Source organism: Hypericibacter sp., from assembly GCF_050729195.1.
GTDB lineage: Bacteria > Pseudomonadota > Alphaproteobacteria > Dongiales > Dongiaceae > Hypericibacter.
The window spans coordinates 1-22,552 of the sequence record NZ_JBOHKS010000053.1 but is presented as its reverse complement, the minus strand read 5'-3'; the positions used below and the strand labels follow the sequence as shown (position 1 = coordinate 22,552).

The 22,552-nt window shown below is 66.0% G+C and carries 22 protein-coding genes; 15 read left to right on the top strand and 7 right to left on the bottom strand.

What is annotated here, in order from left to right; translation table 11 throughout:
- Positions 1 to 130: 130 nt before the first annotated feature.
- The 4 genes from ACREE8_RS03945 to ACREE8_RS03930 all read left to right on the top strand — a co-directional run bounded on the left by ACREE8_RS03945 (position 131) and on the right by ACREE8_RS03930 (position 3,361).
- Entirely contained in the window at positions 131 to 988 is an 858-nt protein-coding gene (locus ACREE8_RS03945) for a fumarylacetoacetate hydrolase family protein (RefSeq protein ID WP_431571674.1), read from the top strand.
- A gap of 46 nt (positions 989 to 1,034) precedes the next feature.
- Positions 1,035 to 2,306, top strand: a complete 1,272-nt coding sequence (locus tag ACREE8_RS03940) for an amidohydrolase family protein (RefSeq protein WP_431571673.1) — start codon at positions 1,035 to 1,037, stop codon at positions 2,304 to 2,306.
- A gap of 15 nt (positions 2,307 to 2,321) precedes the next feature.
- Positions 2,322 to 2,849, top strand: a complete 528-nt coding sequence (locus ACREE8_RS03935; RefSeq protein ID WP_431571672.1) for a DUF5943 domain-containing protein — start codon at positions 2,322 to 2,324, stop codon at positions 2,847 to 2,849.
- A 74-nt stretch (positions 2,850 to 2,923) separates the two neighbouring features.
- Positions 2,924 to 3,361, top strand: a complete 438-nt coding sequence (locus tag ACREE8_RS03930; RefSeq protein WP_431571671.1) for an HIT family protein — start codon at positions 2,924 to 2,926, stop codon at positions 3,359 to 3,361.
- Positions 3,362 to 3,452: 91 nt separating this feature from the next.
- Here ACREE8_RS03930 and ACREE8_RS03925 read toward each other — a convergent pair whose 3' ends face one another.
- A complete protein-coding gene (locus ACREE8_RS03925) occupies positions 3,453 to 3,776 on the bottom strand; it encodes a hypothetical protein (protein ID WP_431571670.1) in 324 nt (107 codons plus the stop codon).
- 152 nt (positions 3,777 to 3,928) lie between these two features.
- Here ACREE8_RS03925 and ACREE8_RS03920 point away from each other — a divergent pair, with 152 nt between their 5' ends.
- Positions 3,929 to 4,840, top strand: a complete 912-nt coding sequence (locus ACREE8_RS03920; protein ID WP_431571669.1) for a sigma-70 family RNA polymerase sigma factor — start codon at positions 3,929 to 3,931, stop codon at positions 4,838 to 4,840.
- A gap of 20 nt (positions 4,841 to 4,860) precedes the next feature.
- On the opposite strand, the gene ACREE8_RS03915 is transcribed toward ACREE8_RS03920, so the two are convergent.
- Positions 4,861 to 6,135, bottom strand: coding sequence for an ArgE/DapE family deacylase (locus ACREE8_RS03915; RefSeq protein ID WP_431571668.1), 1,275 nt, complete (start codon positions 6,133 to 6,135; stop codon positions 4,861 to 4,863).
- A gap of 189 nt (positions 6,136 to 6,324) precedes the next feature.
- On the opposite strand from ACREE8_RS03915, the gene gltX reads away from it, so the two are divergent.
- Together gltX and cysS are read left to right on the top strand one after the other, a co-directional pair.
- A complete protein-coding gene (gene gltX / locus ACREE8_RS03910; RefSeq protein WP_431571667.1) occupies positions 6,325 to 7,656 on the top strand; it encodes a glutamate--tRNA ligase in 1,332 nt (443 codons plus the stop codon).
- A gap of 29 nt (positions 7,657 to 7,685) precedes the next feature.
- The gene (gene cysS, locus ACREE8_RS03905; protein ID WP_431571666.1) at positions 7,686 to 9,074 is read left to right on the top strand and encodes a cysteine--tRNA ligase; all 1,389 of its coding nucleotides are present in this window, start codon (positions 7,686 to 7,688) and stop codon (positions 9,072 to 9,074) included.
- 16 nt (positions 9,075 to 9,090) lie between these two features.
- Here the strand turns inward: cysS and ACREE8_RS03900 are convergent, their stop codons facing one another.
- The gene (locus ACREE8_RS03900; protein WP_431571665.1) at positions 9,091 to 9,540 is read right to left on the bottom strand and encodes a PAS domain-containing protein; all 450 of its coding nucleotides are present in this window, start codon (positions 9,538 to 9,540) and stop codon (positions 9,091 to 9,093) included.
- 230 nt (positions 9,541 to 9,770) lie between these two features.
- Entirely contained in the window at positions 9,771 to 10,409 is a 639-nt protein-coding gene (locus ACREE8_RS03895) for a LysE family translocator (protein ID WP_431571664.1), read from the bottom strand.
- 210 nt (positions 10,410 to 10,619) lie between these two features.
- Between ACREE8_RS03895 and cimA the strand changes: the two genes are divergently transcribed.
- The 8 genes from cimA to ACREE8_RS03855 all read left to right on the top strand — a co-directional run bounded on the left by cimA (position 10,620) and on the right by ACREE8_RS03855 (position 20,067).
- Positions 10,620 to 12,248, top strand: a complete 1,629-nt coding sequence (cimA, locus tag ACREE8_RS03890) for a citramalate synthase (protein ID WP_431571663.1) — start codon at positions 10,620 to 10,622, stop codon at positions 12,246 to 12,248.
- Positions 12,248 to 13,042, top strand: a complete 795-nt coding sequence (locus ACREE8_RS03885; RefSeq protein WP_431571662.1) for an RNA methyltransferase — start codon at positions 12,248 to 12,250, stop codon at positions 13,040 to 13,042. The genes cimA and ACREE8_RS03885 overlap by 1 nt, the downstream gene beginning before the upstream one ends.
- A gap of 173 nt (positions 13,043 to 13,215) precedes the next feature.
- Entirely contained in the window at positions 13,216 to 13,830 is a 615-nt protein-coding gene (rpsD, locus tag ACREE8_RS03880) for a 30S ribosomal protein S4 (RefSeq protein ID WP_151178574.1), read from the top strand.
- Between the two features lie 266 nt (positions 13,831 to 14,096).
- Positions 14,097 to 15,629 carry a tetratricopeptide repeat protein gene (locus ACREE8_RS03875; RefSeq protein WP_431571661.1) on the top strand — a complete coding sequence of 511 codons (1,533 nt, stop codon included), beginning with the start codon at positions 14,097 to 14,099 and terminating at the stop codon, positions 15,627 to 15,629.
- Complete coding sequence (locus tag ACREE8_RS03870) at positions 15,626 to 17,326, top strand: tetratricopeptide repeat protein (protein WP_431571660.1); 1,701 nt, start codon at positions 15,626 to 15,628, stop codon at positions 17,324 to 17,326. The genes ACREE8_RS03875 and ACREE8_RS03870 overlap by 4 nt, the downstream gene beginning before the upstream one ends.
- A gap of 45 nt (positions 17,327 to 17,371) precedes the next feature.
- Positions 17,372 to 18,046 carry a glycosyltransferase gene (locus ACREE8_RS03865; protein WP_431571659.1) on the top strand — a complete coding sequence of 225 codons (675 nt, stop codon included), beginning with the start codon at positions 17,372 to 17,374 and terminating at the stop codon, positions 18,044 to 18,046.
- A gap of 96 nt (positions 18,047 to 18,142) precedes the next feature.
- Complete coding sequence (locus tag ACREE8_RS03860; protein WP_431571658.1) at positions 18,143 to 18,952, top strand: DODA-type extradiol aromatic ring-opening family dioxygenase; 810 nt, start codon at positions 18,143 to 18,145, stop codon at positions 18,950 to 18,952.
- An 83-nt stretch (positions 18,953 to 19,035) separates the two neighbouring features.
- Positions 19,036 to 20,067: an NADP-dependent oxidoreductase gene (locus tag ACREE8_RS03855; RefSeq protein ID WP_431571657.1), complete on the top strand. Its 1,032-nt coding sequence runs from the start codon at positions 19,036 to 19,038 to the stop codon at positions 20,065 to 20,067.
- 243 nt (positions 20,068 to 20,310) lie between these two features.
- Here the strand turns inward: ACREE8_RS03855 and grxD are convergent, their stop codons facing one another.
- From grxD to purL, 3 genes are all read right to left on the bottom strand, one after another.
- Entirely contained in the window at positions 20,311 to 20,652 is a 342-nt protein-coding gene (gene grxD, locus ACREE8_RS03850) for a Grx4 family monothiol glutaredoxin (RefSeq protein WP_151178569.1), read from the bottom strand.
- An 82-nt stretch (positions 20,653 to 20,734) separates the two neighbouring features.
- Complete coding sequence (locus tag ACREE8_RS03845; protein ID WP_151178568.1) at positions 20,735 to 20,974, bottom strand: BolA/IbaG family iron-sulfur metabolism protein; 240 nt, start codon at positions 20,972 to 20,974, stop codon at positions 20,735 to 20,737.
- 30 nt (positions 20,975 to 21,004) lie between these two features.
- Positions 21,005 to 22,552: phosphoribosylformylglycinamidine synthase subunit PurL (gene purL / locus ACREE8_RS03840; protein ID WP_431571656.1), on the bottom strand; the 1,548-nt coding region annotated here is incomplete at its 5' end.

Below are 22,552 nucleotides of genomic sequence, written 5' to 3'. Positions count from 1 at the left end.
CTGTCATAAAATATATTATCCGTTGACAGATATATAAGCTCGCGGCAAGGTCCTGACACCGGCCGGTTGAGGTCATTCGGGGAGACGAAACGTGCGGTTTGCGACCTATCGGTCAGGGAAAAAGCTCGGCTTGGCCCTCGGATCGGCCAGCGGCGCGCTGCAGGGTCTCCTGGATGGCGAGCCTGGCTTTCCGGGCCCTCTGAGCTGGCTGATTGCCGAAGGTCCCGCGGCACTCCGCGCGGCGGGCGAGCGGCTCGCCAAGGCCCCGGCGATCGATCCCGCCGCCATCGAATGGCTGCCGCCCTTGCCCGCGCCCGGCAAGATCATCTGCGTCGGCCTCAACTATGTCGACCATTCGCTCGAGAGCGGCTTCGTGCCGCCGACTTACCCGACGATCTTCGTCCGCTTCTCCTCCAGCATGATCGGCCATGGCGCGCCGATCCGGCGTCCGGCGGCCTCGGTGCGACTCGATTACGAGGGCGAGATGGTCGCCGTCATCGGCAAGGCCGGGCGCCATATCGACCGCAGCCAGGCGCTCGACCATGTCGTCGGCTATTCGGTCTTCAACGACGCCTCGATCCGCGATTTCCAGACCAAGTCGCCGCAATGGACGATCGGCAAGAATTTCGACGATACCGGCCCCTTCGGGCCCTTCATGGTGACCGCGGACGAGTTGCCGGCGGGCGGGAAGGGGCTGCATATCCAGACCCGGCTCAACGGCCAGACTGTCCAGGATGCCTCGACCGACGACATGATCTTCGACGTGGCCGCGCTGATTTCCATCCTGAGCGAGGCGATCACGCTGTGGCCCGGTGATATCATCGTCTCGGGCACGCCGTCCGGCGTCGGCATGGCGCGCAAGCCGCCGCTGTTCATGAAGCATGGCGACGTCTGCGAGGTGGAGATCGAAGGCATCGGGATCTTGCGCAATCCCGTGGCCGACGAGATCGGCGCCGCTTCGGCCCGCAAGGCCCTGGCGAACGTCTGAGACAACGGAGAGCAACGTCTCTCGAGAGCAGGACAGGAGAACACCCATGAACCGCGTCTTCTTCCGCAATGCCATGGTCTGGGACGGCACGGGTGCCCCTTCCTTTCCGGCCGATGTGCTGGTCGAGGGCAACCGGATCAAAACCGTGGCGCGCCATGTCGGCCAGCTCTCGGCGGACGGCGCCACGGTGATCGACTGCCGCGGCCTGACCCTGATGCCGGGCCTGGTCGAAGGCCATGCGCATATCTCCTTCGGCGGTGCCGTCAACGATTCCGATCTCGGCAACATCCCGCCGGAAGAGCATGTGTTGCTGACGATGCGCAACGCCAAGACGCTGCTGGATCACGGTTTCACCAGCGCCTACAGCGCCGCGAGCTCGAAGCTCCGCCTCGATGTCGTCATCCGCAACGAGATCGAGGCTGGTCGCTTGCCGGGTCCGCGCATCAAGGCCTGCAGCCCCGAGATCACCGTGACCGCCGGGCTCGGCGACGAGCGCAAGCAGCATATGTATTACGAGAGCTTTGGCATGATCGCCGACGGCCCCGACGAGATCGCGCGCGCCGTGCGGCTCTGCTGCCGCGAGGGCGTCGACAACATCAAGGTCAACATCTCGGGCGACGATCTGGGCCCGAAGGCCCATGGCGGCGTGACCGTGATGCGCGAGATCGAGGTACGGACGGCCGTCGAGGTCGCGCGGGATTTCGGCAAGAAGATCAACTGTCATGCACGCGCCGCGGCCTCGGTCAAGCGCGCGGTGAAATGCGGCATCGACGTGATCTATCACTGCGAATCCGCCGACGAGGAAGCGCTCGACATGCTGGAGTCGGTGAAGGACAAGATCTTCGTCGGTCCGGCCATCGGCATCATCTATGGCACGCTCTATGAGGGCGAGCCCTGGGGCTTCACCCGCGAGATGGCGATCCATATCGGCATGCAGCGCGTCATCGACGACAGCTGCAAGGTCTATACCGAGCTGCGCAAACGCGGGGTGCGCGCCCTCATCGGCGGCGATTACGGCTTCGCCCAGTCGCCGCAGGGCACCAACGCCCGCGACCTGAAGCATTTCGTCGATCTCCTGGGCTATACGCCAAGCGAAGCGCTGCAATGCGGCACCCGCATCGGCGGCCAGGTCATGGGCATGGGCCATGAGCTGGGGCTGGTGAAAGACGGCTTCATCGCCGACCTGCTGCTGGTCAATGGCGACCCGCTGAAGGATCTCGCCATGATGGTGCCGGAGGAGAGCTTCCTCGTCATCATGAAGGACGGCGCGCTCTACAAGAACATCGCTCAGGCGAAGGCACAGGAACGGGCCGCCTAGCCGTCGAGGCCGGCGATGGCCCAGCCCGAAGTTCCGATCGACGTCGACGCCGAGACGGGCATCTGGCGGACCGACGGTCTGCCGATGGTCTATCTGCCGCGCCATTTCCTGGTGAACAATCACCGCGCGGTGGAAGAGGCGTTGGGGCTCGAGGCCTATCGCGAGATCCTGCGCGCCGCGACGGCGAAGTCGGCGATCCATTGGTGCCAGGCCGAGGCGCGAACCCATGGCCTGGCGCCCGAAGCCACCTTCCGCCATTACTTCAAGCGGCTGTCGCAGCGCGGCTGGGGTCAGTTCTCGGTCGACGAGCTCGATATCGGCCGGCGTCGCGGCAGCATCAGCCTGCGGAACTCGGTCTTCGTGCTGGAACGCCCCGTCGGCGCCGACGCGCCCGTCTGCTACATGTTCGAAGGCTTCATGACCGGCGCCTTCCGCTTCCTGCTCGAAGACGGCCGGAACAGCGTCGAGATCCGCTGCCGCGAATCCCAATGCGCCGCCCAGGGCGGCCATGATCACTGCCGGTTCGAGTTCGGGGCGATCTAGCCTTTCGGTTGTCTTTCTCGATGGGTGTCTTTGCCGCTATTGAAGGGGGAGCCATTCCATCCATCGAGGCGCGCATGACGACCGATTGTCTCTTCTGCAAGATCGCCGCGGGCACGGTGCCCGGTCACATCCTCCATGAGGATGAGGCGATCGTCGCCTTTCTCGATATCAATCCGATCCGCGACGGGCATGCGCAAATCGTGCCGCGCGTTCATCACGCCTATTTCGACGAGCTGCCGCCCGAGCTGGCCTCGCGCATCCTGCATCTGGGCCAGCGCCTCGCTGTCGTGCTGAAGCGGCTCTATGGCGTGCGCCGGGTCGCCTTCTGCTTCACCGGGGGCGACGTGCCGCATGCCCATGCGCATCTCGTGCCGATGCACATGCCGACCGACATCACCTCGCGGCGCTATATCGTCGAGGAGAAGCTCACCTTCCGCGCGACGCCGCGCGTCCCCGACGCGACCCTGGCCGAAACGGCCTTACGATTGCGCCGCGAGCTGGCCCTCACCTGACGCGCCGTTTCAGGCTGCTTTCACTCCGCGCCAGTCGGCGATGAAAAGGGCGATCGATTGCGTTACGTGCCCGATAGACTCCGATCGCTCCTCAGGCAGGTGCCATGGTCCGCGTTAGCCCATAGGATTCCAGCAGCCGAAAGCTGAGCCGCATGGGTTCCGGCGGTGCTTCGCTCCGTGCTGTGATGTCCTTCGCGTAGGCTTTGAAGCTGGGAAGGTCAGTCACCGCGCTGGAATCGTCCGCCTCGGCGTTGACGAACAGATGGACGAATTCGTCCCCGTTTCTGAAGAGGGCATAGGCAACGTGGTCCGGCGCCTTGGCTCGGAGCTCGGCGAATACCGCCCGGGCCAATCTCTCGTTCTCGGCGGTCTGGTCGGGCTTGGTCGTATAGCGAACCAATGTCAATCTCTGCATGGTCTGGTCCTTTGGTCAGACGACGCACGGGACGCACGCCGTTAAATCCAAGGACGACCGGCTAGGCCAAAAGGATTCCCCCTAGAATTTTTTTCCGTGCACCGAATCCTTTGCCCAGCAGCCGGCGTCTCTAAGAGCGAGGCGTCCGTTTTTTGGGGGCGGCTGATCGAAAAGGAGCGGGCATGGCGGGGGAGAGTCTGGAACGGGAGGCCTTAGGTCGGTTGGTCGCAGAACTACGTCCGCGCCTGCATCGCTATTGCGCGCGCATGGTCGGTTCGGCCTTTGATGGCGAAGACGTGGTCCAGGAAGCCTTAGCGAAGGCAATCGAGGCCTATCCCGCTGCTGGTCGGATCGAACGGCCGGAAAGTTGGTTGTTTCGCATTGCCCACAACACCGCGCTCGACGCTTTGCGTCGCCGTAACCGCCAGGCTCTGGTTCGATCCGATATCGACATGGCCGATATGGCAGATGCCAGCGCCGTCGCCGATGTGCGGGTGGCGGCCGCCGCCAGCCTGGCCACGCTCATGCGGCTGCCCGTCGCCCAGCGATCATGTGTGGTGCTGATGGATGTTTTGGGCCATTCCTTGGCCGAAACGGCGGAAATCCTCGATCTCACTCTTCCCGCCGTAAAGGCAGCGCTGCACCGGGCCCGTACGCGCCTGCAGGAAATTGCCAACGCCCCTGACGATCCGGCACCGACTCCGAGCGCGGCGGAACGCGAGCGGTTGCGCCACTATGCCGATCGATTCAATGCGCGCGACTTCGACGCCCTGCGCAATCTGCTGGCCGAAGACGTGCGGCTCGATCTGGTGAACCGGACGCGCCTGGCGGGTCGAAAAGACGTCTCGGTCTATTTCACCCGCTATAGCGAGATCTCCAATTGGCGGGTCTCCGTTGGCTCGGCGGAAGGCCGTCTGGCGCTCCTGGTCAATGATCCGGCCGATCAGGAGGACAGCATCCGCTATGTCGTGCTGCTCGATTGGACGAACGGACGGATCGCGGCAATCCGCGACTTCCACTATGCGACCTATGTGATGGAAAGCCTGGCGGTCTCGCGTCTCTAGCGCCGGTTCCCTTGAGACGATTATGCCGCCTTCACCCCGCACCAGTCGGCGATGAAGAGCGCGATCGATTGCGTCACGCGGCGGATGGACTCGATGTTCACCCGTTCGTCGAAACCGTGGATGTCCTCGGACTCCGGGCCATAGACCATCGCCGGCGTGTCGGCATAGAGGCCGAAGAAGCGCGCATCGGTGGTGCCGGTGAAGGCCATGCGGTCGAGCTTCTGGCCGAAGACGCTTTCATGGCAGCGCTCGAGCAGCGCCTGGGGTTCCGCACCCCCTTCCAGCACATAACCCTCGGCCTGGAAGCCGTGATAGACGATCTTGGGCGGGCTGTTGGCGAGGAAGGAATCGCCGCGCGCGGCCCTGGCGACCGTCTCCTCGATCTCGCGCCGGCATTGTGCCAGATCCATGCCGGGGAAGAGCCCGACGCGCATGTCGAACACGCACCAGGCCGGCACGCTCGAGGTCCAGTCGCCGCCCTTGATCTTGCTGACGACGAAATTGATCGGGTGCTTATGCTCGGCGAAGGCGGGATGGCCGCGCTTGTTCCAATCCTCCTCGAGCTCATGCAGCGCGCGGATGATCGGGAAGCAGGCCTCGATCGCGTTGGAGCCGCTGCCGGCCCGCGCCACATGGACGGGCCTTCCCTGCACATGCACCTGGAACCACATCACGCCGACTTGCGCCGCGCCCAGCTTGCATTGGCTGGGCTCGGGAATGATCGCGGCATCGGCCTTGTAGCCGCGCTGCAGGCAGGCGAGGGCGCCGTTGCCGGTGCATTCCTCCTCGACCACCGACTGGACATAGATGTCGCCCTGAGGGGCATAGCCGGCGCGGCGCACCGCGTCGAAGGCATACATCCCCGCCACCAGCCCCGCCTTCATGTCGCCGCCGCCGCGGCCATAGAGCCAGCCGTCGGCGATGCGCGGCTCGAAGGGCGGGCTTGCCCACATATCGGCCGGGCCCGTCGGCACCACGTCGATATGGCCGTTCAAGATCAGCGAGCGGCCGCGGGCCCCTTGCGGGCGCCAGGCGCCGACCACGTTCCAGGCATTCTCATAGGAGACCATGACCGGCGAGAAGCCGGGCAGGTTGCGGATCGAATCCACGTCGATCAGCCAGCGATCGACCCCCAGGCCCCGGTCCCGGAGCGCCCGCGCCATCATGTCCTGGGCGGCGGCTTCCTGGCCCCGCAGGGAGGGCTGCCGTGTCAGGTCCGCGGTGAAGGCGATCTGGTCGTCGAAACCGTCCTCGACGGCCTTGAGGATTCGGCGCGCGGCATCGGCATCGGTCATGGAAAACCTCGGGAAAACGGGCTGAAAATGAAGGCGCTGGTTCCGGCGAGGGCCCGCCGGGAACCCCGACATCATGCCGCTTCGGCGGCCGTGGTCAATCCAGGCTCGCTGTTGTATCTCTCTTGCCATCATGACCCTGCGATTTCCGCTTGACCTCGCCTGGCTTTGCCCGACCGGACCCGTGGCCCGATGACTGTTCGCGTCCGTTTCGCGCCCAGCCCCACGGGCCATCTCCATGTCGGCAATATCTTCGTGGCGCTGCATAACTGGCTCTTTGCGCGCAAGGAGTCCGGCGAGTTCCTGCTGCGCTTCGACGACACCGACCAGTTGCGCTCGAGCGCCGAGTTCGCCGACGAGATCCGCAAGGATCTGACCTGGGTCGGCCTGGTGTGGGATCGCGAGGTCTCCCAGTCGCAGCGCCTCGCCGTCTATGACGCCGCGGTCGCCCGGCTCAAGAAATCCGAACGGCTCTATCCCTGCTACGAGACGGCGGAAGAGCTGGCGCTGAAGCGCCAGGCGCAGCTCCAGTCGGGCCGCGCGCCGGTCTATGACCGCGGGGCGCTGGCGCTGTCGGCCGCCGATCGCGCCAAGCTCGATGCCGAGGGCCGCCTCCCGCACTGGCGCTTTCGCCTCGATCTGGGCGAGGTGCGCTGGATCGACATGGTGCGCGGGCCCCAGCATATCGACGAAGCGAGCCAGAGCGACCCGGTGCTGATCCGCGAGGACGGCACCTATCTCTACACGCTGCCCTCGGTGGTGGACGATATCGACCTCGGGATCACCCATGTGATCCGCGGCGCCGACCATGTCACCAACACCGGCGCGCAGATCCAGATCTTCGAGGCGCTGGGCGGGCCGGTGCCGCGCTTCGGCCATCTCCCCCTGCTGAAAGGCAAGGGCGGGGAGGAGCTCTCAAAGCGCATCGGCACCATGTCGATCGGCGAGCTGCGGACCGCCGGCATCGAGCCGCTGGCCCTGGCGAGCTATCTGGCGCGGCTCGGCACCGGCGATCCGATGAAGCCGGTCCATAGCTGGGACGAGCTGATCCCCGAGCATAATCTCGGCAAGCTGGGGTCGGCCTCGCCGCATTTCGATCGCGACGAGCTGGCCCAGATCAATGCCCGGCTGCTGCATGAGACCGACTTCAAGGAGGTCGCCGCGCGCGTGGCCTCCGACAGCGTCGATGAGCGGCTCTGGAATGCCGTGCGCGGCAATCTCGAGAAGCTGGCCGACATCGAGCTTTGGGCCAAGATCTGCCATGGCGAGATCCTCACCCGCGCCGACGATGTCGATCTGACGCGGATCGCGGCGGCCGAGCTGCCGCCCGAGCCCTGGAACGACGAGACCTGGAAGAACTGGACCGGCGCCGTCACCTCCGCCACCGGCAAGAAGGGCAAGGCCTTGTTCCAGCCCCTGCGCCAAGCCTTGACCGGCCTCGACCATGGACCCGAGATGCGGCTTTTGCTACCTCTCATCGGCCGCGCCCGGGCGTCCGCCCGATTGCTGCGCGGCAAGGGCTGAACCAGGCTGGCGCAAGCGACCATCGAGATATGCCGATCCATCTGCACAATACGCTGACACGCCGGAAAGAGGCGTTCGCTCCGCTCGATCCGAAGCAGGTGCGGATGTATGTCTGCGGGCCCACGGTCTATGACTTCGCCCATATCGGCAATGCCCGGCCCGTCGTGGTGTTCGACACGCTGTTCCGGCTGCTGGGCCATGTCTATGGCGCGGAGCATGTCGTCTATGTGCGCAACATCACCGACATCGAGGACAAGATCATCGCCGCCGCGAACGAGCGCGGCGAGAGCATCCGCAGTCTGACCGAGCGCACCGCCCAGGCCTATCAGGACGATATGGCGGCCCTCGGCGCCATGCCACCGACGCATCAGCCGCGCGCGACCGAGCATGTCACCGGCATGGTGGCGATGATCGAGAAGCTGATCGCGCGGGGCAACGCCTACCCTGCCGAAGGCCATGTGCTCTTCAACGTGCCGTCGATGCCGGATTACGGAAAACTGTCGGGTCGCACGCTGGACGAGATGATCGCCGGCGCGCGGGTCGAGGTGGCTCCCTACAAGAAGCATCCCGCCGACTTCGTGCTGTGGAAGCCCAGCACGGCCGACCAGCCCGGCTGGGACAGTCCCTGGGGCCGCGGCCGGCCGGGCTGGCATATCGAATGCTCGGTCATGTCGGAGGCGCTGCTGGGCCCGATCTTCGACATCCATGGCGGCGGCATCGATCTCATCTTCCCCCATCACGAGAACGAGATCGCGCAGAGCCGCTGCGCCCATGGCGCGCCGGTTTTCGCGCGCTACTGGATGCATAACGGCTTCGTCCAGGTCGGCGGCGAGAAGATGTCCAAGTCGCTGGGCAATTTCTTCACCGTGCGCGAGCTGCTGGAGGAGGGCCATCGCGGCGAGGCCATCCGCCTGGCGCTGCTCTCGGCCCATTACCGCCAGCCGATCGACATCACCCGCGAGGGGTTGGTCGAGGCCAAGGCCACGCTTGATCGCTTCTACACGGCACTCGCGCGGGCCGGCGGTGCCGCCCTGCCGGCACAGGATGCGATCGACGAGGCGCCGCTCGACGTGATGGCGGCGCTCGAAGACGACCTGAACACGCCCTTGGCCATCAGCCATCTGCATGAGCTGGTGCATCGGCTGAACAAGGCCACGGCCGATGCCGAGCGTGAGAAGGCCGTGCAGGCTTTGACCCGTTCGGGCGCGCTGCTGGGTCTGTTGCAGCAACCGCCGGAGCTGTGGCTGCGGGGCGGCGCCGACGACAGCGCGGAGATCGAAGCAGCCATCGCGGCGCGCACGGCCGCGCGCCAGTCGCGCAACTTCACCGAGGCCGATCGCATCCGCAAGGATCTGGCCACGCGCGGCATCCTGCTCGATGACGGGCCGCAGGGAACCACCTGGCGCAGGGCCGGCTGAAGCGCTGCCTGTAAATTCAAAGTGGCGCGAACAGGCCGCGTCTGCGCTCGATCTTGCTGAAATCCTCGATGCCGAGCCCGTGGGTGATGCCGCGGCCGTCGATGCTCATCGGGAAAACGGCCCATTCGCATTCCTTGATCTTGTCGTCAGTCCAGAGCAGCAAGTCCCGCCCAAACACCGGCTGGCTGGTCGTGATCATCTCAGCCACGGCGGCGAGCCAGACTTCGACATAACGTGAGTCCCACTCAGTTTCGTGCAGCCACTTGCCCGTGAAATCCTCGCCCGCATGCCGAACCTGCTCGGTACCGACAAGGCGATAGCGAATTCGAAGCGGGTTCTGAACATACTCGGCGATGATGAGATAGGGCAGCAGGGCGGTGACGCGGGCGGGATCGAAACTCTTCTTGAGCGCGACCGGGTTCGCACCGCGAAGCTCATGCCAATAGGCCGCCAGCTCGCGAATCATGGGCGAGGTGACATCGGCGAAGGACAACCGCACCATCTTTGCGGTGACCGTCGAGAGCCTTGATGCGGCGACATCTGCCATGCGGCTGCCGAATGTCTGATGGGCGCGCATCGGCCAAAGCTTCAGCTGCCCTCGGTTTCCTGGCGCCCGGCTGTTGCCGGGCGACGCTTCTGGGTTGCAGTATAGGTGCGCCAACTTACCAAGAGTTGACGAACGGGCGCAGAGTTTGGTTAACGCTCGCTAAGGGCGATCCGGGCCGCCAGACCGACGAACAGGCTGGCGGTGATCCAGCGTAACGCCAGCACGGCGCGGCGCGAGCTCAAGATTCGCTCACGGGCTGCGCTGGCCGAAAGCGCCACGGCCAGCAGCACAGAGGTTCCGCCGATGTTGAATAGCAAACCAAGAAAGAGGATCTGCCCCGCAACAGATCCGCGTGCCGGGTCCACAAACTGAGGCAGGAAGGCGAGGATGAAGAGCGCCACCTTCGGGTTGAACAGGTTCGTGACCACGCCGTCGAGGAAGGCTCGATGCGCGCGCCGGGGTGGCAGCAAAGCCGCTTGCAACGGCCCTGAACGATCAGTGGCGGCGCGCCAGGCGAGATAGAGCAGATAGGCGGCACCGGCATATTTGACGATCAGGAAGGCCGTCTCGGACTGCTGCAACAGGGCCGAGACGCCGAAAGCCGCCAGCAGGGAATGGATCAGGCTGCCGCCCGCCACCCCGAAGGCGGCCCAGACACCGGCGGACCGGCCGCGGCCGAGGCTTTGCGCCAGGACCATGGTCATATCGGCACCGGGCGTCAGATTGAGCGCCAAGGCCGCCGCCAGGAAGGGCAGGAGGGTCGCGAGATCGGGCAGGAAGCTCGGCATGGAAGGGCCATTTTTTGGTTAAGGGCGCCGACGGAGCGTTCCCTGTTCTGCCATAGGTGACGGTCGGAAAGGAAAGGGGCTCTCCGCAGGCCTGTCAGACCGGGGGCGCAGCCTCCGGCTGGTTGACGGCGGGGGGTTCCCCAGGCAGAAAGATGGGCTTGCGGCCATGTGATGGCCGCCAATCCCCTGCTTTCTCGGGTCTTTTCGGCGATGGACGACAGCCGTATCTATCTTTTCGACAGCACGCTGCGCGACGGGGCGCAGACTCAGGGGGTCGATTTCAACGTCCTCGACAAGCAGGCCATTGCCCAGGCGCTGGACAAGATCGGGATCGACTATGTCGAGGGCGGCTGGCCCGGCGCCAACCCGACCGACGATGCCTTCTTCGCCCAGCCGCCGGGAATGAAGCGCGCCAAGCTCGTGGCCTTCGGCATGACCCGCAGGCCCGGCCGCAGCGCCGGCAACGATCCGGGATTGGCCGCCCTGACCGGCACCAAGGCCCGGGCGGTCTGCATGGTCGGCAAGAGCTGGGATTTCCATGTCGACGTCGCGCTCGGCATCTCGCGAACCGAGAACATCGACATGATCGCCGAGAGCGTCACTCACGCGAAGACGCGCGTGGACGAGGTCATGTTCGACGCCGAGCATTTCTTCGACGGCTTCCGCGCCAATCCGGCCTACGCGCTCGACTGCGCCAAGGCGGCGTACGAGGCGGGGGCCCGCTGGATCGTGCTCTGCGACACCAATGGCGGCACGCTGCCGCATGAGATCGAGCGGATCGTCGGCGAAGTGGCGAAGACCATCCCGGGCACGCAGCTCGGCATCCATTGCCACAACGACACCGAGAATGCCGTCGCCAACAGCCTGGCCGCGGCGCGCGCCGGCGCGCGCCAGATCCAGGGCACGCTCAATGGGCTGGGCGAGCGCTGCGGCAACGCCAATCTGGTGGCCCTGATCCCGAGCCTGCTGCTCAAGACCGACTACAAGATCGGCATCGACCGCGAGGCCCTGAAGGGTCTGACCCATCTGTCGCGGCTGCTGGACGAGCGGCTCAACCGGGCGCCGTCGCGCAACGCGGCCTATGTCGGCGAATCCGCCTTCGCGCATAAGGGCGGCCTCCATGTCTCGGCGGTGGAGAAGGACCCGCGCACCTACGAGCATATCGACCCGGCGCTGGTCGGCAATCGCCGCCATATCGTGGTGTCGGACCAGTCGGGGCGCGCCAACATCCTGGCGCGGTTCCGCGATATCGGGCTCGCGATCGAGGCCGACGATCCCAAGGTCGCGAGCCTGGTCGAGCTGGTGAAGGTCCGCGAATATGACGGCTATGCCTATGACGGCGCCGAAGCCAGCTTCGAGCTGCTGGCGCGCCGCGAGCTCGGCGGCATTCCGGACTATTTCCGCGTTGCGCGCTTCCGCGTGATGGACGACCGGCGCTGGAACGCGCGCGGCGAGCTGGTGACGGAATCCGAGGCCACCATCACGCTCGAGGTCGGCGAGGAGCGGTTGATGACGGTTGCGACCGGCAACGGCCCGGTCAATGCGCTCGACAGCGCGCTCAGGAAGGCGCTGCTCGCCTTCTATCCCGAGCTCGAGGATATGCGGCTGGTGGATTACAAGGTGCGAATCCTGACGCCCAGCGCCGGCACGGGCGCCGTCACCCGCGTGATGATCGAGAGCGCGGACGGGACCGGCGAGCGCTGGTCGACGGTCGGCGTCTCGCCCAACATCATCGATGCGTCGTTCAACGCGCTCCATGACGGCATCAGCTGGAAGCTCTATCGCGCCGGGGCGCCGGTGCGCAGCGGTGCGCCCAAGGGCGCTGCAAGGAAATCCTGATGGCCACGGCCGGCCGCCGGGCGCAAGCCTCGCTCGAGGCGCCCGCGGTTCTCCTGATTGAGCCGCAGCTCCCGGAAAACATCGGTGCCACCGCGCGCGCCATGATGAATTGCGGTCTCGTCAATCTGCGGCTGGTGCGTCCGCGCGAGGCCTGGCCCAACGAGCGAGCGCGCGAGGTCTCCTCGGGCGCCCATGAAGCGATCGACAAGGCCCAAGTCTATCCGTCGGCGCGCGCGGCCATGGCCGATCTCACCCGCGTCTATGCGACCTCGGCGCGACATCGCCAGATGATCAAGACCGTGATGACGCCGCGCGAGGCCGCCGCTGAGATGCGCGCGCTGACCGCACGGGGCGAGCGCGTCGGCGTGATGTTCGGGCCCGAGCGCGCCGGTCTCGAGAATGACGAGCTGTCGCTGGCCGATGCGGTGATCCGGGTCCCGCTCAATCCGGAGTTCACCTCGCTCAATCTGGCGCAGGCGGTGCTGTTGATCGGCTATGAGTGGTACCAGGCGGGCGACGCGACGCCGCCGCGCGAGCTGGTGGTGAACGGCACGCGGCCGGCCGAGAAGGAGGAGCTGCTCAACTTCTTCGACCATCTCGAGCGCGAGCTCGACGCCTCGGGATTCCTGCGCAATGCCGAGAAAAGGCCGGGGATGGTGCGCAATATCCGCAACCTGTTTCAGCGCGCCAGCCTGACTCGCCAGGAGATCCGCACCCTCCATGGCATCATCAAAGAGCTGTCTTCCAAGCGCGAAAACCGGCCCCGGCGCCGAAAAACGACTGCAACCGATTGAATTCACATCATTTAATCGGCTTTGACAGGCCGGCCGGCAGCGGCTACAACCTGCCGCCTCATTCCCGAGAAAGTGGATCTTGCGCCATTGGGCCGTGATCCCGTCCGCCTGCGTCCGGAAACGGACGTCTGGGATGGAACTATCGGGACAACAAACAGACAAAGGAACCACCGGTGACAAAGCGCGCCGAATCCAAATACAAGATCGACCGACGCCTCAATGTGAATCTCTGGGGCCGTCCCAAGAGCCCGCTCAACAAGCGCGAATATGGCCCGGGCCAGCATGGCCAGCGCCGCAAGAAGCCGTCCGACTTCGGCCTCCAGCTGATGGCGAAGCAGCGGCTCAAGGGCTATTACGGCAATATCGGCGAGCGCCAGTTCCGCCGCATGTATGAAGAGGCCGCGCGCCGCCGTGGCGACACCGGCGAGAATCTGGTGGGCCTGTTGGAGCGTCGCCTCGACGCCCTGGTCTATCGCGCCAAGTTCGTGCTGACCGTTTTCGCCGCGCGCCAGTTCGTCAATCACGGCCACATCAAGGTCAATGGCAAACGCGTCAATATTCCTTCCTACCAGGTGAAGGAAGGCGACATCATCGAAGTGAAGGACCGCTCCAAGCAGCTCGCCGTCGTGCTCGAGGCCGCGGCCTCGAACGAGCGCGATGTGCCGGACTATATCGAAGCGGACCATAAGGGCATGCGCGCCAAGTTCGTGCGCGTCCCGGCGCTGGCCGACGTGCCCTACCCGGTTCAGATGGAACCGCATCTGGTGGTCGAGTTCTATTCGCGCTGATCCGCCGAAGGAACGATGGTTTGCGAAAGGCCGGCCCCCAGGGGCCGGCCTTTTTCGTTGGGGCGTGCTGGGCCTAGTCCCTTCCCCCGCTTTGCGGGGGAAGGTTAGGAAGGGGGATGACGCGATCACCGAGCAGCCCCCTCCCTATCCCTCCCCCACGAGGGGGGAGGGGATCGAAAGAGCAACCCATCATCATGGTTCCACGCACCCCCTTCCATTACTCTGAATCGCCGCCATTGGAAGGCGGTCGCGAGGATGATCGAGGGATGACCGCATCCGACGATTCGGCTGCCGCCGCCGTGCCAGGAGCGGCGGCCCTGTCAGAGCTGGCGGCTGCCAAGGCCCATCAGGCGGCGGAGCGATGGCCTGAGGCCGTGGCTGGTTTCCGCCAGGCGCTTCTCCAGCAACCAGGCTCGACCGAAGCCCTGTCGGGCCTCGGCGACAGCCTGCGCGATCAGGGTTCGGTCGAGGAGGCGATCGGCTTGTTGGAACCGGCGGTTCGCCGCCATCCGGAATCGGCCTCTCTCCATTACAGCCTGGGCCGTGCCTATCAGCGTGCGGGCCGGCTGCGCGAGGCGATCGACATCTACAAGAGCGTGCTGCGGCTCGATCCCCGCCATGCCGACGCGCTCAACAGCGTCGGGCTCTTCTTCAGCACGCGGGGCGATCTCGAGAACGGAATCAAGCTGTTCCAGCGGGCGCTGGCCGCGCGGCCGGATTTTCCCGACGCACTCGTCAATATGGGTCTCAATCTCAAGATCCTGGCGCGTAACGAGCCGGCCCTGCTGGCCTTCAAGGAGGCGGCCCGCATCGATCCGGATTACGCCCGGGCGCATTGGTCCGAGGCTCAGCTCCAGCTCCTGCTCGGCCGGTTCGAGGCGGGCTGGCGCGGTTATGAATGGCGCTGGCGCACCCGCGAGGAGAGCGCCGATCGCGGCCGGCTCTTCCCGCAGCCTGTCTGGGATGGCGGCGCTCTTCCCGACGGCAAGCTGCTGGTCTGGAGCGAGCAGGGTGTCGGCGACGAGATCATGTTCGCGAGCCTGCTGCCGGAGCTCGCCGCGACGATGGACTGCGTGCTGGAATGCGATCCGCGATTGCTGCCGCTCTTTGCCCGCGCGCTGCCGAAGGTCGAGCTGGTGGCGCGTGCCGATCCCTTGCCGGCGCGGCTGAAAGCCCCCGACATCCGCGCCCAGATCGCCGCCGGTAGTCTCGGCCGCTGGCTGCGGCCGGACCGCGCCAGCTTCGCCGGCCGCGGCGGCGCTTATCTCCAGCCTGACCCCGAGAAGCGCGACCGCTGCCAGGCACGCTACGGGAGCGACAGGCTGAATGTCGGGATCGCCTGGCATACCACGAAGAACGAACCGACCGCGCAGCGCCGCATCAAGCTCGACGAGCTGCTGCCGATTCTGCAGATACCGGGTGTCCGCTTCATCAGCCTGCAATATGGCGATCATCGCGAGGCGGTCGCGAAGCTCAAAGCCGAAGCGGGCGTCGAGCTGCTGCAGGATCCGAAGATCGATCAGATCCAGAGTCTCGACGACTTCGCGGCACAAGCGGCCGCCCTCGATCTGGTCATCGGCATCGACAACAGCGCCGTCCATATGGCCGGCGCGCTGGGCGTTCCGGCCTGGGTGCTGCTGCCGCAGCCCCCCGAATGGCGCTGGCTGCTCGAAGGCGAGGGCTGCGTCTGGTGGCCCTCCTTGCGGCTCTTCCGGCAGAAGACATGGCGGGAATGGAAGGGCCCGATCGCCGAGATGGCCAAGGCGCTGGCCCTTCATGTCGGACAGCGTTCCCGATGAGCCAGTCGCCGCTCGCCATCGCCTTCGCCCAGCACAAGGCCGGCCGCCTCGCCGAGGCCGAGGCCGCTTATCGGCATCTTTTGGCGGCGGCGCCCGGCAATACGGACATCGCCATGCTGCTGGGACTTCTGCTCGACCAGCGCGGCGTTCATGACGAGGCGGTGCAGCATCTCGGCCGGGTGGCGAAGGCGAAATCCAACGATCCGACCGCGCATTACAATCTGGCCCTGGCCTTGCAGCATGCGGGCCGCGGCAGCGAGGCGGCGGCCCATTACCGGCGCGCGCTCGCCTTGCGTCCCGACTATCTGGCGGCCCGCGTCAATCTCGGCAATGTCCTCGCCGATTCCGGAAGCGACGGTGACGCGATCGCCGTCTTTCGCGAGGGCCTCGCCCGCCATGGCGACCAGGCCGACCTGTATTTCAATCTGGCCCGCGTCCTTCAGCATGCGGGCCAGCTCGACGATGCCCGCACGCATTATCGCGCGGCGCTGGCGCTCAAGCCGGACTTGGCTGGTGCGATCAACAATCTCGGCCTCCTGTTGCAGGCGCGCGGCGAGAGCGACGAGGCGATCGCACTTTATCGAAAAGGGTTGGCGACCAACCCCTCGAATGTCGATCTGCTGCTCAATCTCGGCAACAGCCTGACGCTGGTGGACCGTTTCGAGGAGGCCATCGCGGTCTATCGCCGGGCACAGGCGGTGGCGCCGCAGAATGTGGAGGCGCATCACTTCGAATCTTTCATGCTCCTGCTGCTCGGCCGCTTCCAGGAAGGCTGGGAGGCCTATGAATGGCGCTTGCGCACGCCGCCGATGCAGTCCAAGACCGCGCGCTATCCGCAAGCTCGATGGAACGGCCAGCGCGGTCTGGCGGGGCGTCTCCTGATCTGGAACGAGCAGGGCGTGGGTGACGAGCTGATGTTCCTCGGTCTGCTGCCGGAACTCGCGCGCGAGATGAAGCTGCTGGTCGAATGCGATGCCCGGCTGCTCGCCTTATTCCGCCGCTCGCTGCCGGCCATCGAGTTCGTCGCCCGGCCGCCCGAAGGATCGGCAGTCTTGCAATGGCCCGCCGATATCGCCGCGCAATGTCCGGCCGGCTCGTTGATGCGGCATTTGCGGCCCGATCTGGCGAGCTTCGCGCCGGGCGCTGCTTATCTCACGGCCGATCTGGAACGCCGAGACGCGCTGAGGTCGCGCTATGGCGGCGATCGGTTGCGCGTCGGCATCGCCTGGCACACCACCGCGCCCAATGCGGGCTTGCGCCGCCAACTCCCCTTGTCGAAGTTGACGCCGCTGTTGCGCCATCCGGGTGCGCGTTTCATCAGCTTGCAATATGGCGATCATGCCGCGGCGATCGCGAGCCTTGCCGATCAGGGGATCGAGCTGTGGCAGGATCCCGAGATCGATGTCTGGAACGATCTCGATGGATGGGCCGCCCAGATCGCGGCGCTCGATCTGGTCGTCACCATCGACAACAGCACGGCCCATATGGCGGGCGCGCTGGGCGTGCCTTGCTGGGTGATGTTGCCGCACCCGCCGGAATGGCGCTGGCTCCTGGAGCGCACCGACTGCCTCTGGTGGCCCAGCCTGCAGCTTTTCCGCCAGACTCGGCCCGGCGATTGGGACCCTGTTATCGCTGAATTAACCGCCAGGCTGGCAGAGAGGATTGCTTCCAAGAGGGGCGGGCAGGCTTTATCCTGAGGCCTGAGAGAGATTCAATCCCGCAGAGGCGGAACGAGGGCAAAGATGCTGCGTGTCTTCATTGGCTACGACCCGCGTCAGCCGGTCGCTTACAATGTGCTGCAATTCTCGCTCATGCGGCGCTCGACGCGACCCGTCGCCGTCACGCCGCTGGTGATCCAGCAGCTGCCGATCAAGCGCATGGGCCTCACGCCCTTCACCTATTCGCGCTTCCTCGTGCCGCAGCTTTGCAACTTCGAGGGTTGGGCTCTCTTCCTCGATCTCGACATGCTGGTGCAGGGCGACATCGCCGAGCTGTTCGATCTGGCCGACGAGAATCAGGCCGTGATGGTGGTCAAGAACGGCGCCCGTTTCGAATGGGCCTCGGTGATCCTCTTCAATTGCGGTCATCCGGACAATCGCAAGCTCACGCCGGAATATCTCGAGACGGCCGAAGGGCTGCACGGCATCGCCTGGACCGACAAGATCGGGGCACTGCCGCCGGAATGGAATCATCTCGTGATGTATGACCCGCCGAAGCCGGCGAAGCTCCTGCACTATACCGCCGGCATGCCCTGCTATCCGGAGACCAAGGATCTGGGCTATGCGAATGAGTGGATGACGGAGCTGAAGCAGATGACGATGATCGTCCCCTGGGCCCAGCTCATGGGCAACTCCGTCCATGCCAAGCCGGTGCTGGAGCGCCTGGCGCGCGCCAAGCAGCAAAAGCCGACCATCTGAGCCTCAAAACGGCTCCCTGCCGGGCACCGTCGGGAGAGCAGGTTACCGGGGAGTGGGTCATGGAAGTTCGGAGTCGGAAACGCTATCTCTAGCGCCATGACCGACAAGACACTCCCCGTTCTCTTCCTCTCCCATGGCTCGCCGATGCTCCCCTTCGAGGAGATTCCGGCGCGCGATTTCATGGCGGGCCTGGGCGCGCGGCTGCCGCGGCCCGAGGCGATCCTCTGTGTCTCGGCCCATTGGGAGACATCGGCGCCGGCCGTCAGCACGGCCCCCGAGCCCGAGACCATCCATGATTTCCACGGCTTCCCCGAGGCCCTCTACCGTCTGGCCTATAAGGCGCCGGGCGCGCCGGCCCTGGCCGAGCGCACCCAGGCGCTGTTGAACGCCGCGGGGCTCTCCACCAGCACCGACCCCAGCCGGGGCCTCGATCATGGCGCCTGGAACCCGCTGCTGCTGATCTATCCCGGCGCCGACATTCCGGTGACGCAGCTCTCGATCCAGCATCCGGCCGGCCCCGGCCACCACTTCGCCATGGGCCGCGCCCTCAAGCCCCTGCGCAGGGAGGGGGTCCTGATCCTGGCGAGCGGCGGGGCGGTCCATAATCTGCGTCAGTTCGGCGTCGATCGCGAGACGCCGGCGGACTGGGCGACCGGCTTCGACGATTGGCTGGCCGACCGGATCGCGGCCCAGGATGCCGCCAGCCTGATCGAATATCGGCGTCTCAAGCCCGAGGGCCGGCAGGCCCATCCGCGCGACGAGCATTTCCTGCCCTTCTTCGTGGCGCTGGGTGCCGGCGAAGGCGAGGCGGGTCGTCCGATCCATCGCAGCTTCGCCCATGGCAGCCTCAGCATGGCCTCCTATGCCTGGGGCGATCTACGTCCTGACCAGGCACGCGCCGCGTGAGCGAAGTGAGTTCCCGCGCGGCCTGACCTCTCGACGCCGTTCGATTAAGCTCGCAAGATCATTCTTTGCGAGAGAGGTGGCCCATGGCACCTGGCAGCCATCCGCCCAAGACCAGCCGCGAGATCCGCCTGAAGCGCTATCCCCAGGGGATGCCGGCGCGCGACGACTTCGACCTCGTCGAAGTCACGCTGCCCGATCTGGCCGACGGGCAGATGGTGGTGCGCAACATCGCCATGTCGGTCGACCCCTATATGCGCGGCCGCATGACGGGCGCCCGCGACAGCTACGTCCCGCCCTTCGAGCTGGGCCAGCCTTTGCTGGGCGAGGCGGTCGGCCAGGTCATGGCCTCGCGCGACGGCACCTATCCGGTCGGCGCCTATGTCACCTCGATGCTGGGCTGGCGCGAGGCCTTCGTGGCGGCGGGCGATCAGCTCTCGCCGGTCGATGGCAAGGCGGCGCCGTTGACGGCCTATCTGGGTGTGCTCGGCATGCCGGGCCACACCGCCTATGGCGGGCTCCTGCGCCATGGCCAGCCCAAGCGCGGCCAGACCGTGTTCGTGTCGGGAGCCGCGGGTGCCGTCGGCAGCGTCGTCTGCCAGATCGCGAAGATCAAAGGCTGTCATGTGATCGGCAGCGCCGGCGGCCTCGAGAAGACGAAATGGCTGAAGGAGGTGGGGGGCCTCGATCACGTCATCGACTACAAGGCCGTGAGCGATCTCGGCGCCGAGCTGAAGCGCCTGACACCCGACGGCATCGACATCTATTTCGAGAATGTCGGCGGCGCCCATCTGGAGGCGGCGCTCGACAATATGAAGGTGCATGGCCGCATCATCATGTGCGGCATGATCGGGGCCTATAACGCGCGCACGCCGGGCCCGCCCAATCTCATGCGCATCGTGCGCCGGCGCCTGACGGTGCAGGGCATCCTGTTCCTGGACCTGCAGGATATGGGCCCGGACTTCGAGCTCGACATGCCGCGCTGGATCGCGGAAGGCCGCGTCAAATGGCACGAGACGGTGTTCGAGGGGATCGAGAAGGCGCCCGACGCCTTCCTCGGCCTCTTCAGCGGCGCCAATCTCGGCAAGATGATCGTGCGGCTGGGGCCGGACAGGTAGAACGGGGACAGGCGAAGCGCCCGACGGACTTTTCCTCGCCCTCACGAAGTGAGAGAGAGGGTTGCGAAGAGTTAGCCCGCGGGCGAAGGCCCGCTACTTGTCTGATCGCCGGCGAAGCCGGCACGCGAAGCGGAGACTTACTCGGAGCTGGGTGAGGGTGCCTCTTCACCCCCTCACCCTACCCTCTCCCCCGCTACGCGGGTGGAGAGGAAAGAGAAGCGAGCGCGTGGAGCCGGAAGGCAGTTACGCCGCCTTATGCGCGATGCCGCGTTCGGAGAGGAGCTGCTGCAGCTCGCCCGACTGGTACATCTCGCGCACGATGTCGCAGCCGCCGACGAACTCGCCCTTCACATAGAGCTGGGGAATGGTCGGCCAGTTGCTGAATTCCTTGACGCCCTGGCGCAGGCTCGGGTCGGTCAGGATGTCCACGCCCTTGAACTTGACGCCCAGATGGGTGAGCACCTGGACCACGGCGGCGGAGAATCCGCATTGCGGGAACACCGGCGTGCCCTTCATGAAGAGCACGATTTCATTGTCGGTGATGTCCTGCTTGATGCGTTCGAAAACGGGATTGGTCGTCGACATGGGATCCTTCATCCTCTCTCGGGAGCGTCCGGCGTGCCTCTCCAACGCGCCGGCCGCATGATGCGAGTCACGTGACTATGCCTCAAGCGCCGTCCGGCAGGCCGGTCTGCAGGGCCAGGGCATGGAGCTCGTCGCCCATCCGGCCGCGCAGCGCCTGATAGACCATCTGATGCTGCTGGATGCGGGTCTTGCCCGCGAAGGCCCGGGACTTCACCAGGGCCGCGTAATGGTCGCCGTCGCCGCGCAGATCCTCGATCGCGATCACCGCATCGGGCAGCGCTTCCTTGATCAGGCGTTCCAGCTCGGCAGCGTCCATCGCCATGAAATATCTGTCCTTCTGCCGTCGGGCCGGTCAGCTCGCCGCGCCCATATAGCCGGGGAGCCAGCCCTCGTTGATCTGGGTCAGCTCCGTCACGGATATGGACCCGTGACCTGCGACTGTCAACGCGGCTCCCCCCACGCGGCCCAGGCTGGTGGCGGGAACGCCGGCCTTCCGGGCCCGGTCCAGCAGCGCCTCGGCCTCGGCGGCGGCGCAGGTCACCAGATAGCGGCCCTGATCCTCGCCGAACAACCATGCGAGCGGCGTGGCTTTGGCCTCGACCGGCAGCTTCAGGCTGGCGCCGAGGCGCCCGGCCATCGCCATCTCGGCGACCGCGACCAGCAGGCCGCCATCCGACAGGTCATGGCAGGCCGTGAGCTTGCCGCTGGTGATGAGACCGCGGACGAAATCCCCATGCCGGCGCTCGGCCGCCAGATCGACCGGCGGCGGCGGCCCGTCTTCGCGTCCTGCCAACTCGCGCAAGGCGAGGCTCTGGCCGATATGCCCCTGGGTGTTGCCCAAGAGGATGATCGCGTCGCCTTCGGCCTTGAATCCGATCGAGACCGAATGGTCGGCATTCTGCAGCAGCCCGACGCCGCCGATGGCCGGCGTCGGCAGGATGCCCTTGCCGTTGGTCTCGTTGTAGAGCGAGACATTGCCCGACACGACCGGGTAGTCGAGGGCGAGGCAGGCCTCGCGCATGCCTTCGACGCAGCCCGCGAACTGGCCCATGATCTCGGGCCGCTGCGGATTGCCGAAATTCATATTGTCGGTGAGGGCGAGCGGCGTGGCGCCGACCGCCGTCAGGTTGCGCCAGCTCTCCGCCACGGCCTGGGCGCCGCCCATCTTCGGATCGGCGAAGCAATAGCGCGGCGTGCAGTCGGTCGAGAGGGCGAGGCCCTTCTTGCTGTCGGGCAGGCGCACCACGGCGGCATCGCCACCCGGCCGCTGCAGGGTGCGGCCCATGACGAGATGGTCGTACTGCTCCCAGATCCAGCGCTTCGAGGCGAGGTCGGGACAGGCCAACAGCTTCCTCAAGGCGGCGAGCGGCTCGATCGCCGGCAATGAGGACGCCGCGACCGGCGCCTGGGCCGGCGTTGCCGCCGTCGGGCGGTCATAGACCGGCGCCTCGGAGACCAGCGGCTCGACCGGCATGTCGGCCTGCACCTTGCCGTCCTTCTTGAGCACCAGGCGGCCCGTATCGGTCAGCCGGCCGATGACCGCGAAATCCAGTTCCCATTTCTCGAAGATGGCGCGCGCCTGATCCATGGCTTCGGGCTTCAGCACCATCAGCATGCGCTCCTGGCTTTCGGAGAGCATGATCTCATAGGCCGTCATCCCGGTTTCGCGCACCGGCACCTTGTCGAGATCGAACTCGATGCCGAGCCCGCCCTTGGAGCTCATCTCGACCGAGGAGGAGGTGAGGCCGGCGGCGCCCATATCCTGGATCGAGACGATCGCGTCGGTCGCCATCAATTCGAGGCAGGCTTCGAGCAGCAGCTTCTCGGTGAAGGGATCGCCGACCTGCACGGTCGGGCGCTTCTCCTCAGAATCCTCGTTGAACTCGGCGGAGGCCATGGT

Excerpts from the sequence above, each read along its gene's own strand:
- ACREE8_RS03940 (WP_431571673.1), top strand. The coding sequence starts at position 1,035 with ATGAACCGCGTCTTCTTCCGCAATGCCATGGTCTGGGACGGCACGGGT.
- ACREE8_RS03935 (WP_431571672.1), top strand. The coding sequence starts at position 2,322 with ATGGCCCAGCCCGAAGTTCCGATCGACGTCGACGCCGAGACGGGCATC.
- ACREE8_RS03930 (WP_431571671.1), top strand. The coding sequence starts at position 2,924 with ATGACGACCGATTGTCTCTTCTGCAAGATCGCCGCGGGCACGGTGCCC.
- ACREE8_RS03925 (WP_431571670.1), bottom strand. The coding sequence starts at position 3,776 with ATGCAGAGATTGACATTGGTTCGCTATACGACCAAGCCCGACCAGACC.
- ACREE8_RS03915 (WP_431571668.1), bottom strand. The coding sequence starts at position 6,135 with ATGACCGATGCCGATGCCGCGCGCCGAATCCTCAAGGCCGTCGAGGAC.
- gltX (WP_431571667.1), top strand. The coding sequence starts at position 6,325 with ATGACTGTTCGCGTCCGTTTCGCGCCCAGCCCCACGGGCCATCTCCAT.
- cysS (WP_431571666.1), top strand. The coding sequence starts at position 7,686 with ATGCCGATCCATCTGCACAATACGCTGACACGCCGGAAAGAGGCGTTC.
- ACREE8_RS03900 (WP_431571665.1), bottom strand. The coding sequence starts at position 9,540 with ATGATTCGCGAGCTGGCGGCCTATTGGCATGAGCTTCGCGGTGCGAAC.
- ACREE8_RS03895 (WP_431571664.1), bottom strand. The coding sequence starts at position 10,409 with ATGCCGAGCTTCCTGCCCGATCTCGCGACCCTCCTGCCCTTCCTGGCG.
- cimA (WP_431571663.1), top strand. The coding sequence starts at position 10,620 with ATGGACGACAGCCGTATCTATCTTTTCGACAGCACGCTGCGCGACGGG.
- ACREE8_RS03885 (WP_431571662.1), top strand. The coding sequence starts at position 12,248 with ATGGCCACGGCCGGCCGCCGGGCGCAAGCCTCGCTCGAGGCGCCCGCG.
- ACREE8_RS03875 (WP_431571661.1), top strand. The coding sequence starts at position 14,097 with ATGACCGCATCCGACGATTCGGCTGCCGCCGCCGTGCCAGGAGCGGCG.
- ACREE8_RS03870 (WP_431571660.1), top strand. The coding sequence starts at position 15,626 with ATGAGCCAGTCGCCGCTCGCCATCGCCTTCGCCCAGCACAAGGCCGGC.
- ACREE8_RS03865 (WP_431571659.1), top strand. The coding sequence starts at position 17,372 with ATGCTGCGTGTCTTCATTGGCTACGACCCGCGTCAGCCGGTCGCTTAC.
- ACREE8_RS03860 (WP_431571658.1), top strand. The coding sequence starts at position 18,143 with ATGACCGACAAGACACTCCCCGTTCTCTTCCTCTCCCATGGCTCGCCG.
- ACREE8_RS03855 (WP_431571657.1), top strand. The coding sequence starts at position 19,036 with ATGGCACCTGGCAGCCATCCGCCCAAGACCAGCCGCGAGATCCGCCTG.
- grxD (WP_151178569.1), bottom strand. The coding sequence starts at position 20,652 with ATGTCGACGACCAATCCCGTTTTCGAACGCATCAAGCAGGACATCACC.
- ACREE8_RS03845 (WP_151178568.1), bottom strand. The coding sequence starts at position 20,974 with ATGGCGATGGACGCTGCCGAGCTGGAACGCCTGATCAAGGAAGCGCTG.